The following is a 12,418-nucleotide window of genomic DNA, read 5'->3' as shown; positions in this document are numbered from 1 at the left end:
ATCGGAGTCACACCCTAGTATTCGCGTGCAAGGTCGATCCGGAGGTCCCAAGCTGTCGCGAGCATGAGGGGAGCAGGTCGGTGGCAATCGAAGTCGTATCCGCGTCGATGATGACCAGCGATTTGACCGCACACATCGCCCGCTGCGTCGGTGGTGATCGCTGGGTGGTCTCCTGGCTGCCGGGGCGCACCCTGAGCGGCCAGCAGGCGGTGACCGCGATGACCATCGCGTCCACCGTCGCCGACCAGGCGCCCTCCGACGCCGAATGGGCGTTGCTGGACGGGCTCGCCCTGGAACTGGGCCTCACCGCCCGCGAGGCGGTCGGTATGGTCGCCACCGAGAACCACGATCTGCGGCGGCCCGGCCCGCGTCCCCGCTCGCTGGAATAGCCACCGGAACCGCTTGCCGCGCCGCCCCGTTCGCGCAGGTCCGAGCCTGGCGCAACGGCATCACGCGGATCCCACTACCCTGGTATCTCGAGTGACGTCCCTCGAGATCAGGAGCATCGGTGTTCGAATCCCTTTCCGACCGGTTGGCCGGTGCCCTCAAGGATCTGCGTGGCAAGGGACGCCTGTCGCCGGCGGATATCGACGCGACCGCCCGTGAGATCCGGCTGGCGCTGCTCGAGGCCGACGTGGCGCTGCCCGTGGTGCGCGGCTTCATCGCCAGGATCAAGGAGCGGGCCAAGGGCTCCGAGGTCTCCGCCGCGCTGAATCCGGCGCAGCAGGTCGTCAAGATCGTCAACGAGGAACTCATCAATATCCTCGGCGGCGAGACCCGGCGGGTGCGGCTGGCCAAGAACCCGCCGACCGTCATCATGCTGGCCGGTCTGCAGGGTGCCGGTAAGACCACCCTCGCCGGCAAGCTCGCCAAATGGCTGAAGGCGCAGGGTCATACGCCGATGCTGGTGGCCTGTGACCTCCAGCGTCCCGGCGCGGTCACCCAGCTGCAGGTGGTCGGCGAGCGGGCCGGGGTGCCGGTCTTCGCGCCGCATCCGGGCACCTCCATCGGCGGCGGTGAGAACCCGCTGGGCGTCTCGGCCTCCGATCCGATCGATGTGGCGCGCGCCGGTATCGAAGAGGCGAAGACCAAGCAGTACGACGTGGTCATCGTCGACACCGCCGGTCGCCTCGGTATCGACGAGGAGCTCATGCGGCAGGCCGCGGGTATCCGCGACGCCGTCAACCCCGACGAGACCCTGTTCGTCCTCGACGCCATGATCGGTCAGGACGCGGTCGCCACCGCCGAGGCCTTCCGCGACGGCGTCGGCTTCACCGGTGTCGTGCTCACCAAGCTCGACGGCGACGCCCGCGGTGGTGCGGCGCTGTCGGTGCGTGAAATCACCGGCCAGCCCATCCTTTTCGCCTCCACCGGCGAGAAGCTCGAGGACTTCGACGTCTTCCACCCCGACCGCATGGCCAGCCGCATCCTCGGCATGGGCGACCTGCTCACCCTGATCGAGCAGGCCGAACAGGTCTACGACGCCAAGCAGGCCGAGGAGGCCGCCCGCAAGATCGGCTCGGGTGAGCTCACCCTCGAGGACTTCCTCGAGCAGATGCTGGCCATCCGCAAGATGGGCCCGATCGGCAATCTGCTGGGCATGCTGCCGGGCGCGGGGCAGATGAAGGACGTGCTGGCCCAGGTCGACGACAAGCAGCTCGACCGGGTGCAGGCCATCATCCGCGGCATGACTCCCGCCGAGCGCGCCAACCCCAAGATCATCAATGCCTCTCGCCGCCTGCGCATCGCCAATGGCTCGGGTGTCGCGGTGTCCGACGTCAACCAGCTGGTCGACCGGTTCTTCGAGGCCAGGAAGATGATGGGCGCGATGTCCCGGCAGTTCGGACTGCCGGGCGCGGGCCGTGGCGGCAAGAACACCAAGAAGGGCAAGAAGGGCAAGAAGGGCGGGCGCGGCCCGACCCCGCCGAAGGTGCGCGGCGGCTTCCCCGGCATGCCCGGCCTCCCGGGCGGCATGCCCGCCGGTATGCCCGACCTCTCCAACCTTCCCGCCGGTCTCAACGAGCTGCCGCCGGGCCTGGAAGGTTTCGACCTCTCGAAGCTGAACTTCCCCAAGAACTGATCCGCGCGAACCTGATTCGGCCCCGCCCCACCCGGGCGGGGCCGAATTGCATTCTCGGCCACGGGCCATCGTGCGTTTCCGGCCACGGGCCATCGTGCGTTTCCGGCCCGGGGTGGTGCGGGTGGGTGCTCAGCCGGGCGCGGGATCGGGTCCGAGGGCTCGGGTCACGTATCCGGCCAGGCGGTCGATGTAGTCGGTGTCGGCGGGTTCGCGGGTGAGCATGGCGCGGAAGTGGATCGGTGCGATGAGCAGTTCCAGGGCCATGCGCGCGTCGGTGCCGGGCGGGAGTTCGCCGCGGTCGGCGGCGCGGGCGAGGATCGGTTCCACGAGGCGATAGCGCTCGGCCCAGAAGGCATGTCGCGCCTCGGTGATGGAGTCGGTGTCGGTGACGTACGCGAGGGCGCGGGCGACGCCGTGGCCCAGGGGCGTGGCGAGGTAGGCGGCCAGTTCGGTGGCGAAGGCCGTCAGGTCGCCGCGCAGGGTGCCGGTGTCGGGGATCGGCAGGACCTGCTCGCTGTAGCCGAGCAGGGCGTCCAGGACCAGGTTTTCGCGGGTGCCCCAGCGACGGTAGAGGGAGCTGTCGCGGATTCCGGCGCGGCGGGCGATGTCAGGGATGCCGATCTGGTCGACCCCGTGTTCGGCGACCGCGTCGAGGACTGCCCGGTGGACGGCCTCCTTCACCCGGGCCGAGCGCCCGCCCGGTCGGCGTTGCGGCGCGTCGGCTGGCGTGTCGCGGTCCTCGTTGCTGGTCACTCCCACATGCTAAAGCAGAAGTTCTTGCTTTTGTGATGCCGGTCTCCCTATCCTCGCTAATGCAGATACTTCTGCGTTACCAAGGCAGCTGGATGGAAGGCTCTCCAATGACGTCGTTGCCGGAACTCGCCGAGCGGATCTTCATCAGCGCATGCGCGCTCACCCACACCACCGAACGGATGACTCGCCGCTTCGGTCCCGCCCCCTTTCTTCCCGCGCTGTTCGCCGACCGGTTCACCCATCTGGGCGGGATGCCGGACGCGGAATTCCGCGCCCAGCTGGCCGGATGCCGCTCCTTCGAGGACGGTCGCTGGGCCGGTTACTGGCAGGGCTTCGCCCGGCAGCACCTGGAGCGCGCCGATACCGTGCTCGCCCGCCTCGGCGGCCCCGCCACCTCGGAACTGTTCGATCCCACCGTCACGGTCGCCTCGGACGAACTCGGCAAGCTGCTGGCACCGGCCGTGACGATTCTCGCCGACCGCGGTCCGATCGCGAATCCCGATGCGGTGCAACATTTCCGCTCCGGCAACCCCGAGGACGCCGACGCCGCGACCGCACTGGACGCGCTGATCAAGGCGATGGTGTACGAGTTCGTCGCCGCCTGGCCGGGCTGGAGCCCGTGTCGGCTGGAAGCCTACGAGCGGTCGCACCGGCTGACCGAAATCCTGCTCACCGCACTGGCTCCCGCGATGGGGGTGACCATCGAATCGGTGCGGATCCCGCTCGGCGACGGGGACGCGGTGCGCGGTTACCTCATCCTCCCGCAGGGTGTCACGACCGTGCCGCTGGTGCTGGTCACCAATGGGCTCGAGGGCACGCTGGCGGAGGTGACGCTCCCGCTGCTCGCGAATCGCCATGCGGGCGTGGGGTTCTTCATCATGGAGATGCCCGGTACGTACTCCTATCGCGAACCCTTGTCCCCGGCCGCGGAGCGCGTCTACTCGACCGTGCTCGACGTGCTGGCCGCCGATCCGCGGGTGGACGCCGATCGAATCGGCATGCTGGGCTTCAGCTTCGGGGCGTACTGGGCGACGCGGATGGCGGCGGTCGAGCCCCGGCTGCGGGTGGCGGTCGCCAATGGCGCTCCGGCGCACCACTCCTTCGGCCCGGGCGGCTCCCTCGGCGTGCCGGAGGTCATCGTGTCCACGCTGCGCCACGCCACCGGCGCCACCGGTCTCGCGGATCTGTCCCGCAGGTTGCGCGGCATGTCCCTGGAAGACCATTACCGGCGCATCGAGATTCCGCTGCTGGTGGTCAACGGCGCCAATGACACCCTGATCAGCACCCGGGATTCGATCGACATCGCCATCGGCGCCCCCAACGCCCAACTGGTCCTGTACGCCGACGACGACCACTGCGCCATGGGTCATGCCGTGCAATGGTCGGAATTATCGGTACGGTTCCTGCGTGACCACTTGGTGTCCTCCGACGCGGCAGAACCGGTGATGCGATGACCGAACCCACCCCGCTCCCGCGCCTGCGCCGCACCCTCGACCGCGGCCGGCGGCGCATCCTCCGCCAGCTCGACACCGGCGGCGGGTGGACGACGGTCGGCGAATCCGATGGCGGTGCAGCCGATCTCGTACCCTCGGCCTGGACCGAGGAGTTCGAGCTGGCCCGCTACGAGCGCCTGGACCTCGCCGACGGGGCCACGGTGCTGCCGGTCTGCCCGGCCTCGTTCCGGGACTTCATGCTCTACGAGAAGCATGCCGTGGACGCCGCGCGCGGGATGGCCCGCCGGTTCCTGCCCGCCGGCTACCGGCTCGGGCAGGCGTTCGAGACGCTGACCCGCCGGACGTTCCCGGCCTACCGGCCGCACCGGCTCTGGTACGCCCAGCCCATCTACTACCTGTCCAATGCGCTGACCATCGTGCCCTCGGGTGTCCCGATCGCGCCGCCCGCCTACATTCGCGCACTGGATTTCGAGCTCGAACTCGGGGTGGTGCTGGGCGCTCCGCTGCGTGACGCGTCGCCGGAGCAGGCGCTGGCCGCGATCGCGGCGGTGGTGGTCGTCAACGACTTCTCGGCGCGGGATGTGCAATTGGCGGAAATGCGGTCGGGTTTCGGTCCGCAGAAGTCCAAGCACTTCGTCAGCTCGATGTCCGGGACGGCGGTCGCCGGTGCGGCGGTGGCCGACCGGCTCGATCGGCTCACGGCCACGGTGGCGATCAATGGGGAGACGGTGTCCCGCACCGGGACCGGGGGCATGCGCTTCTCGCTCGGTGAGGCCATCGCGCATGTCTCGCGCTCCGAGCAGCTGTATCCGGGTGAGCTGCTGGCCACCGGCACCCTGCCGGGTGGCAGCGGTATGGAAGTGGGCCGCTGGCTGGCTCCCGGCGACGAGCTCCGCCTGGAGATCGACGGCATCGGCGTCATCGAACATCGAATCCAGCCGTGATCGACCACCGAATCCGACACTGAGGAGGGGTACGTGAAAATCGACCAGGTTTCCGATTCCGTCTACGTCGTCGCGGGCACGAACGTCAACTGGGCGTTGGTCAGTGGCGAGCGCGGTGTGACCGTCGTCGACGCCGGATATCCCGCAGACACCGAGTCGGTGCTGAGCTCGGTGCGCCAGATCGGGCACGAGCTCGGCGATATCGCCGCGGTCCTGCTGACCCATGCGCACCTCGATCACATCGGTGCGATTCCGACCCTGGTCGAACGCCTGGGCGTGCCGGTCTACACCGGCGCCGAGGAGGTCCGGCACGCCAAACGTGAATACCTGCAACAGATCACGCCCGTGGACATGGTGCGGCAGCTGCGGACTCGGCGCGGGGCGGTCTGGGTCGCGCAGACCCTGCGCGCCTGCGTCGGTCATATCGGGATGACCGTGCCGACCGCTCGAACCGCCGACGCCGACACCCTGGCGGCGCTACCCGGCGGTTTCGTCGAGGTGCCGACGCCCGGTCACACCAACGGTCACACCGCGTATCTGATGCCGTCCGAGGGCGTGTTGTTCTCCGGCGACGCCCTGGTCACCGGCCACCCCCTGCTGCTCGAGACCGGTCTGCAACTTCTTCCGAGCGTGTTCAACCACGATGAGGCGGGGACGCTCGCGAGCGCCCGCGCGCTCTGCACGCTGGAGGCCGGGATTCTGGTTCCCGGGCATGGGCTGCCGGTCCGGCACGACCTGTCGAGCCTGCTGGGTGATTTCGCCCGGCCGTGATCGCCGCGGTGGGGTCAGATCGGCAGGCAGGGGTTGTCGCTGCCGGGCGTGACCTTGGTGCTGCCGGTGCTCAACCCGATACTGCAGAGGATCACGGCCACGATCGAGATGGGTGCCGCGGCCGAGGCGGTGATCATGCCCGGATCCCAGTTCACTCCGAAGGCACTGGACCCCGAGTTGGTCGCTACGGGGGCGGCGGTGGTGTCCGGGGACGGCTGGTCGAGGGAGACCGGCGCGGCCTGTGCGGTGGCGCCGACTGCGGTGACGGTCGCACCGATCGCCAACGCGGCGACGGTCAGGCGGATTCGGTTGCGGGCGAACAGCAATGACATGGGTGGGCCTCCTGCAAAGTGATGTGTGGCCCGATCCTAAACGGATATTGAAACTCGCGTGCTTCAAAACTTGAATGCCGCGGGGGACAAGTGCATACGCAGGGCGCCACAGGCGCAGCGGGTGTAGCTGACGATGCCCTCGGAGGTGCGGTGGCGCGAAAGGACTTGGAAGGGTTGGGATGTGGGCCAGCCGCAATGGCGACACTGTCGGTCCGATTCGGTCATGCGGCCAGTCTTCGCGGGGGCGGTAGTCTCGGTCCATCGAAAGTTTTCGTAGCGAATCGTTCGGAATTGCCACATGATCGATCCTCGGTTGCAGGCCCTGCGGGTACTGCGTGAGCACGGCACGGTGACCGCGGCCGCGGCGGCGCTGCATCTGACGCCGTCCACGGTGTCGCAGCAGCTGCGTGGCCTGGCCCGGGAGCTGGATGTCGAACTGCTCGAGCAGGTGGGGCGCAGGGTGCAGTTGACGGCCGCGGGGCACGCGCTGGTGCGGCACGCGGATCTGCTTGCGGCACAGGCGGAGAGCGCACGGGCGGAGCTGGCGGCGCACCGGGCGGGCATCGCGGGGGTGCTGCGGATCAGTGCGATGCCGACCGCCCTCGCGGCCCTGGTGGCGCCGGCCGCCGCCCGGCTGCGGGACGCGAATCCGGGGCTGACCGTGGAACTGATCGAGGACGAGAGCGCGCACTGCTTCGAAACCCTGCTGGTCGGCGACAGCGATATCGGGATAGTGCTGCCCGCGCCCGGCAGCCCCGCGCCCGACGACCTGCGCTTCGAGCAGCGCACGCTGCTGGCCGAGCCGTTGGATCTGCTTGTGCCCGTGGATCATTCACTCGCCGGGCGCGACAGCGTCGCCCTGACCGAGGCGGCGACCGAGCCGTGGATCACCGGGCGTGCGCGCATCACCCATCACCTGGTGGTGTCGGCCGCCTGCGCCACGGCCGGGTTCACACCCCGGATCGCTGGGCAGGCGGTTGATTTCCCGGGTGTAGCGGCCATGGTGGCGCACGGATTCGGGGTGAGCCTGGTGCCCCGGCTCGCGTTCCTGCCGCCGGAGCTGGCGGTGGTGCGCGTCCCGCTGCACGACGATCCGGTCCCGGTCCGCCGTCACCTGTCCGCGGTGCGGCGGGGCAGCGCCGAGCATCCGGTGATCGCGGCCGGGCTGGACGCCATTCGCGGGCTTTGCCGGGAGCGCACCGATATCACCGTGCTCGACGACTGATGCGATAGTGGACCCGGATTCGTGTCGAGACATACCGTCCAGGCGAGGAGGTCGGCATGCGGCTGCATTTCCGCGGCGTGGTCCTGCCCGATGACGAAGTCCGCGACCTCTGGGTGCGCGACGGCCGGATCTCCGCGGAGCCGATTCCCGACGCCGACACCGTGCAGGCCTCCGGTTGGATCGTGCCCGGCCTGGTCGACGCCCACTGCCATGTCGGCATCAAATACGGCGGCGGACACGAGGATTCGGCGGGCGCGATCGCCCAGGCCGAGGTCGAGCGGGCCGCGGGCGCCCTGCTGCTGCGCGATGCGGGCTCGCCCATCGACACCCGTTTCATCGACGAGCGCGAGGATCTCCCGCGCATCATCCGCGCGGGCCGACACATCGCCCGCCCCCGGCGCTACATCCGCGAACTCGGCATCGAACTCGACGACGAGCGCGACCTGCCCGAGATCGTCGCCGAGCAGGCCCGCCGCGGCGACGGGTGGGTCAAGATCATCGGCGACTGGATCGACCGCGCGATCGGCGACCTCGCCCCACTGTGGTCCGACGACATCCTGAAGGCCGCCATCGACGCCGCCCATGGCGAGGGCGCCCGGGTCACCGCCCACGTCTTCGGCGAGGACGCCCTGCCCGGCCTGCTGAACGCCGGCATCGACTGCATCGAGCACGGCACCGGCCTCACCGACGACACCATCGCCCTGATGGCCGCCCACGGCACCGCCCTCGTCCCCACCCTCATCAATATCGACACTTTCCCCGGAATCGCCGACGGCGCAACCAAATTCCCCAGCTACGCCGCCCACATGCGCGACCTGCACCGCCGCTCCCGCGCCACCGTCGCCAAGGCCCACGAGGCCGGCGTCCCCATCTATACCGGCACCGACGCCGGCGGATCCATCCGCCACGGCCGCGTCGCCGACGAGATCGCCGCCCTCGCCGGCGCCGGCTTCACCCCCCACAACGCCCTCGGCGCCTCGTCCTGGCACGCCCGCACCTGGCTCGGCCGCCCAGGCATCGAACCCGGCGCCCCCGCCGATTTCGTTGTGTACCAAGAAGACCCACGAGAAAACCTGGCCGCGCTCGCCACCCCCGCCTGGGTGGTATTACGCGGCCGCGTCTACAACCGCCGCGACCCGGTCACCAGCCACCGCTGAACTCCGGCTGCTGAGGCGACGAGAATTGCTTGTTCAGCGTATGGAACGTGCATATCCCGCACATGGAACAATGTCGATTGGATTGAATCCGATACAGCCGGAGACACGATTCGGACCGGTACGGCACCGACTGCGTTCGAAGCGGATTGATCGGACGGGAAATGACGATGACCGCTGAGGTTTCGACGTTCCACCCACTTGGGCCAACAACCGTGGAAGAGTGGCTGGCTGCGGAGCAGCCGTCCGATGGATCTCGTCTCGAGCTCATCCTGGGCTACCTCTACATGACACCTCCACCCACAGGGTCGTACCAGTACGCGACCGGTGAGTTGTTCGTGGCACTGCGAGGTGCGGTCCGAGCTGCGGGGCGATCGGACCTGCAGGTGCTTCCCGGTGTCGGTGTGCGGATCAGTACGGCGTTCAGGACAGCTGTCATCCCCGATGTCGCGGTCGTCGCGGCGGAGGCACACCACAAGTGCTTCGAGTCGCATGAACTGGTGCTCGCCGTCGAAGTCTGGTCGTCCGGCAATACCCGTGAGGAACGCGATACGAAGATCGCGGGATATGCCGCTGCCCGAGTCCCTTTCCTCTGGATTGTCGAACTGCCCGACGGCAAACCCGCCAAGTTCTGCGGCTACCGGTTGGGTGAATCCGGGTATCGCCAGGAGATCCATGCGGCTGCGGGGGAGACGGTGTCGGCTCCCTCCCCCGTCCCGGTCGAGGTGGCAACCGCCGAGTTGCGCTGAAGACTCGCCCATTCCCTCGGAATCGGTAACCGAATCCGTCACTCCGGCACCGCGATCTGGGTGCGCGCAGGTGCGGGGCCGCTCGGGCGGGTCTGGCGATTCGGCTGCGCATTTAAAGTGAATCGGTCATGCTTCAGACGTTTGTTGTTTCGACTCGATGAGGAGATGACCGTGGGGTCTATCGAAACCCTGGCCATTGGCGTGTTGGCCGGTTTGATCGTGAAGCTGCTGACGTCCGGGAGCTCCGGGCCCGGCCCGGTTCAGCCGTAGGCTCTACGTGAGACGCAGCCCATCGGGGTCGTACCCGGTGGGCTGTGGTGTTTCCGGGCCGGGTCGCGGGTGTTTCCTGGCCGGGTCGGGGCGATTTCTCCGGGCCGCCGGTGCTCTGGCAGAATGGACGACCGTCCTCATCGAGGACAGTGTCAGCCCGTCTCCGGTTCCGTACCGCGCGGCGGTCACAGCACTTGACGCAAAACCGGGTCCACCTCGTGTGGGCTGCTGAATTGCGACGTGACCAACCATTTGAAAGGCATCAGCTCATGGCTGTTCGTATCAAGCTGACCCGTATGGGCAAGATCCGCAACCCGCAGTACCGCGTCGTCATCGCCGACGCCCGTACCCGTCGTGACGGCCGCGCTATCGAGTCCATCGGCAAGTACCACCCGAAGGAAGAGCCGTCGCTCATCGAGATCGACTCGGAGCGCGCTCAGTACTGGCTGGGTGTCGGCGCGCAGCCGACCGAGCCGGTGAAGCGTCTGCTGGAGATCACCGGCGACTGGCAGAAGTTCAAGGGCCTGCCGGGCGCCGAGGGCACCCTGAAGACCAAGGCCCCGAAGCCGTCCAAGCTGGACCTGTTCAACGCCGCGCTGGCCGCCGCCGAGAACGAGCCGGTCGCCGAGGCCGTCACCCCGAAGAAGAAGGCCGCCAAGAAGGACGAGGCCGCCGAGGCCGAGGCCACCACCGAAGCCGCCGAGTAATGAGTGCCGTTGTCGCGGATGCCGTCGAGCACCTGGTACGCGGCATCGTCGCCAATCCCGACGACGTCCACGTCGAGCTGATCACCAGCCGTCGTGGCCGGACCGTCGAGGTGCACGTGCACCCGGATGATCTGGGCAAGGTGATCGGTCGTGGCGGTCGTACCGCGACCGCCCTGCGCACCCTGGTCGCCGGGATCGGCGGTAAGGGCATCCGCGTCGACGTGGTCGACACGGATCAGTAGATGGAACTGGTCGTCGGGCGGGTCGCCAAGTCACACGGTGTGCGTGGCGAACTCGTCGTAGAAGTCCGCACCGACGAGCCGGAACTGCGGTTCGCGCCCGGCAGCGTCCTGAAGGGGAAGCTGCCGCGCGCGAAGCAGACGCAGGAATTCGAAGTGGAGTCGGTCCGGGAGCACTCGGGCCGGCTTCTCCTGCGTTTGGACGGCGTCGCCGACCGCACGGCCGCGGATGCGTTGCGGGGCATGCTCTTCGTGGTGGACTCCGCGGATCTGCCGCCGTCGGAGGATCCGGACGAGTACTACGATCACGAACTCGAGGGCCTGCGCGTCGAACTCGGCGACGGCACCCGGGTCGGCACCGTGAACGAGGTGCTGCATTCCGCTGCGGGAGAACTGCTTTCGATCAAGGCCGGGGACGCGTTCCCGCCGGCGGGCCGGGAGATCCTGGTGCCGTTCGTGCTGGCCATGGTGCCGACGGTGTCGGTCGCCGACGGCCTGATCGTCATCGACCCGCCCGAGGGCCTGCTGGACCCGGAGTAGCGGCGTGCGAATCGACGTAGTCACGATCTTCCCCGAATACCTCGAGCCGATGCGAGCGGCCTTGCTGGGCAAGGCGATCGACAAGGGTCTGCTCGAGGTGGAGGTGCACGACCTGCGCCGCTGGACCCACGACGTCCACAAGTCGGTGGACGACACCCCGTACGGCGGCGGGCCGGGCATGGTCATGAAGCCGACCGTGTGGGGCGACGCCCTCGACGAGGTGTGCCCGGACGACGCGCTCCTGGTGGTGCCGACTCCGGCGGGCGTGCCGTTCACGCAGGAGACCGCGCAACGGTGGTCCGCCGAACAGCACATCGTGTTCGCCTGCGGGCGCTACGAGGGCATCGACCAGCGCGTCTTCGACGATGCCGCGCGCCGGGTGCGCGTCGAAGAGGTCAGCATCGGCGACTACGTGCTCATCGGCGGCGAGGCGGCCGTGCTGGTCATGACCGAGGCGTTCGTCCGGCTGATCCCGGGCGTCCTCGGCAATCAGCAATCCCACGAACAGGATTCGTTCTCCGACGGTCTATTGGAAGGCCCCTCCTACACCCGGCCGGTGTCCTGGCGCGGCCTCGACGTCCCCGAAATCCTGTTGTCCGGCAACCATGCCAAGATCGCCGGGTGGCGGCACGAACAGTCGTTGCGCCGCACGGCCGAACGCAGGCCCGACCTCCTACCGGATAACCTGGGCCATGCGTGAAGGAGAGTCGATCATGCGTGAAACCAGAGGATTTCTCAGCGCGACGCTGGCCGGGCTGGCCCTGTTCGCCGCGATGTTCGGCGGCGGCAAGGCGGTCGCGGACAACCTCGATGTGCTCTTCCTGAGTCACCTGGGCGACCAGACGGTCGCGTCGCCCGGCTACGAGGACACCGCGGACGGGCAACGCCTGATCGCCGAGGGCAAGGACATCTGCGCACACCTGCGCGCGGGCACCCCGGTTGTAGCGACCGACCAGTGGGGATTCGGGGAAAAGCTCGCCCGCGCGGCCGTCTCGGTGTACTGCCCCGAATTCAGGGCGTCCCCAAGAGATTTCGGCTGACGGTGAAATTCGGCACGTAACAACTGATTTCGCGAGGATTGGGATAGCTCGCCGGGTGCGCCCGGACTTGATTCGGCACCCGGCGCAGGCACGCATGCGTCACGGGTGACGGCTCTCGGCGAGGCGCTGAAGTCTCGGCGAGGCGGGGCAGTGACCGAAT

General features: G+C 68.5%; 15 protein-coding genes. 13 read left to right on the top strand and 2 right to left on the bottom strand.

What is annotated here, in order from left to right; genetic code table 11:
* Positions 1–80: 80 nt before the first annotated feature.
* Both ACWEQQ_RS09275 and ffh read left to right on the top strand, forming a co-directional pair.
* Entirely contained in the window at positions 81–389 is a 309-nt protein-coding gene (locus ACWEQQ_RS09275) for a hypothetical protein (RefSeq protein WP_354837728.1), read from the top strand.
* A 119-nt stretch (positions 390–508) separates the two neighbouring features.
* Entirely contained in the window at positions 509–2,080 is a 1,572-nt protein-coding gene (ffh, locus tag ACWEQQ_RS09270; protein ID WP_452344316.1) for a signal recognition particle protein, read from the top strand.
* Positions 2,081–2,209: 129 nt separating this feature from the next.
* Here the strand turns inward: ffh and ACWEQQ_RS09265 are convergent, their stop codons facing one another.
* Positions 2,210–2,833 (bottom strand): TetR/AcrR family transcriptional regulator, encoded by a 624-nt coding sequence (locus ACWEQQ_RS09265; protein ID WP_452347865.1) that lies wholly within the window; start codon positions 2,831–2,833, stop codon positions 2,210–2,212.
* 107 nt (positions 2,834–2,940) lie between these two features.
* Here ACWEQQ_RS09265 and ACWEQQ_RS09260 point away from each other — a divergent pair, with 107 nt between their 5' ends.
* From ACWEQQ_RS09260 to ACWEQQ_RS09250, 3 genes are read left to right on the top strand one after another with little or no spacing between them, the layout of a single operon-like run.
* Positions 2,941–4,287 (top strand): alpha/beta hydrolase family protein, encoded by a 1,347-nt coding sequence (locus ACWEQQ_RS09260; RefSeq protein WP_452347864.1) that lies wholly within the window; start codon positions 2,941–2,943, stop codon positions 4,285–4,287.
* On the top strand, positions 4,284–5,231 hold the full coding sequence (locus tag ACWEQQ_RS09255) for a fumarylacetoacetate hydrolase family protein (RefSeq protein ID WP_452347863.1): 948 nt from the start codon (positions 4,284–4,286) through the stop codon (positions 5,229–5,231). The genes ACWEQQ_RS09260 and ACWEQQ_RS09255 overlap by 4 nt, the downstream gene beginning before the upstream one ends.
* 33 nt (positions 5,232–5,264) lie before the next feature.
* The gene (locus tag ACWEQQ_RS09250) at positions 5,265–6,002 is read left to right on the top strand and encodes an MBL fold metallo-hydrolase (protein WP_452347862.1); all 738 of its coding nucleotides are present in this window, start codon (positions 5,265–5,267) and stop codon (positions 6,000–6,002) included.
* 14 nt (positions 6,003–6,016) lie between these two features.
* On the opposite strand, the gene ACWEQQ_RS09245 is transcribed toward ACWEQQ_RS09250, so the two are convergent.
* Complete coding sequence (locus ACWEQQ_RS09245; protein ID WP_452347861.1) at positions 6,017–6,334, bottom strand: hypothetical protein; 318 nt, start codon at positions 6,332–6,334, stop codon at positions 6,017–6,019.
* Between the two features lie 298 nt (positions 6,335–6,632).
* Between ACWEQQ_RS09245 and ACWEQQ_RS09240 the strand changes: the two genes are divergently transcribed.
* The 8 genes from ACWEQQ_RS09240 to ACWEQQ_RS09205 all read left to right on the top strand — a co-directional run bounded on the left by ACWEQQ_RS09240 (position 6,633) and on the right by ACWEQQ_RS09205 (position 12,258).
* Positions 6,633–7,559, top strand: coding sequence for a LysR family transcriptional regulator (locus tag ACWEQQ_RS09240; RefSeq protein WP_452347860.1), 927 nt, complete (start codon positions 6,633–6,635; stop codon positions 7,557–7,559).
* Positions 7,560–7,615: 56 nt separating this feature from the next.
* Positions 7,616–8,716 carry an amidohydrolase family protein gene (locus tag ACWEQQ_RS09235; protein WP_452347859.1) on the top strand — a complete coding sequence of 367 codons (1,101 nt, stop codon included), beginning with the start codon at positions 7,616–7,618 and terminating at the stop codon, positions 8,714–8,716.
* A gap of 167 nt (positions 8,717–8,883) precedes the next feature.
* Positions 8,884–9,462, top strand: coding sequence for a Uma2 family endonuclease (locus tag ACWEQQ_RS09230; RefSeq protein ID WP_452347858.1), 579 nt, complete (start codon positions 8,884–8,886; stop codon positions 9,460–9,462).
* A gap of 539 nt (positions 9,463–10,001) precedes the next feature.
* Positions 10,002–10,439 (top strand): 30S ribosomal protein S16, encoded by a 438-nt coding sequence (rpsP, locus tag ACWEQQ_RS09225; protein ID WP_356997761.1) that lies wholly within the window; start codon positions 10,002–10,004, stop codon positions 10,437–10,439.
* Entirely contained in the window at positions 10,439–10,681 is a 243-nt protein-coding gene (locus tag ACWEQQ_RS09220; RefSeq protein ID WP_029930032.1) for an RNA-binding protein, read from the top strand. The genes rpsP and ACWEQQ_RS09220 overlap by 1 nt, the downstream gene beginning before the upstream one ends.
* The gene (gene rimM, locus ACWEQQ_RS09215) at positions 10,682–11,218 is read left to right on the top strand and encodes a ribosome maturation factor RimM (protein WP_364613856.1); all 537 of its coding nucleotides are present in this window, start codon (positions 10,682–10,684) and stop codon (positions 11,216–11,218) included. It begins immediately after the preceding gene.
* Positions 11,219–11,222: 4 nt separating this feature from the next.
* Complete coding sequence (gene trmD / locus ACWEQQ_RS09210) at positions 11,223–11,918, top strand: tRNA (guanosine(37)-N1)-methyltransferase TrmD (RefSeq protein ID WP_379386693.1); 696 nt, start codon at positions 11,223–11,225, stop codon at positions 11,916–11,918.
* 13 nt (positions 11,919–11,931) lie between these two features.
* Positions 11,932–12,258, top strand: a complete 327-nt coding sequence (locus tag ACWEQQ_RS09205; RefSeq protein ID WP_452347857.1) for a DUF732 domain-containing protein — start codon at positions 11,932–11,934, stop codon at positions 12,256–12,258.
* Positions 12,259–12,418: the final 160 nt, after the last annotated feature.

It is taken from the genome of Nocardia sp. NPDC004123 (assembly GCF_053603795.1).
Note: the sequence above shows the minus strand (reverse complement) of the source record. Positions and strands in the feature narration are given on the sequence as shown.

Excerpts from the sequence above, each read along its gene's own strand:
- ACWEQQ_RS09260 (WP_452347864.1), top strand. The coding sequence starts at position 2,941 with ATGACGTCGTTGCCGGAACTCGCCGAGCGGATCTTCATCAGCGCATGC.
- ACWEQQ_RS09255 (WP_452347863.1), top strand. The coding sequence starts at position 4,284 with ATGACCGAACCCACCCCGCTCCCGCGCCTGCGCCGCACCCTCGACCGC.
- ACWEQQ_RS09245 (WP_452347861.1), bottom strand. The coding sequence starts at position 6,334 with ATGTCATTGCTGTTCGCCCGCAACCGAATCCGCCTGACCGTCGCCGCG.
- ACWEQQ_RS09240 (WP_452347860.1), top strand. The coding sequence starts at position 6,633 with ATGATCGATCCTCGGTTGCAGGCCCTGCGGGTACTGCGTGAGCACGGC.
- ACWEQQ_RS09235 (WP_452347859.1), top strand. The coding sequence starts at position 7,616 with ATGCGGCTGCATTTCCGCGGCGTGGTCCTGCCCGATGACGAAGTCCGC.
- ACWEQQ_RS09230 (WP_452347858.1), top strand. The coding sequence starts at position 8,884 with ATGACCGCTGAGGTTTCGACGTTCCACCCACTTGGGCCAACAACCGTG.
- rpsP (WP_356997761.1), top strand. The coding sequence starts at position 10,002 with ATGGCTGTTCGTATCAAGCTGACCCGTATGGGCAAGATCCGCAACCCG.
- ACWEQQ_RS09220 (WP_029930032.1), top strand. The coding sequence starts at position 10,439 with ATGAGTGCCGTTGTCGCGGATGCCGTCGAGCACCTGGTACGCGGCATC.
- rimM (WP_364613856.1), top strand. The coding sequence starts at position 10,682 with ATGGAACTGGTCGTCGGGCGGGTCGCCAAGTCACACGGTGTGCGTGGC.
- ACWEQQ_RS09205 (WP_452347857.1), top strand. The coding sequence starts at position 11,932 with ATGCGTGAAACCAGAGGATTTCTCAGCGCGACGCTGGCCGGGCTGGCC.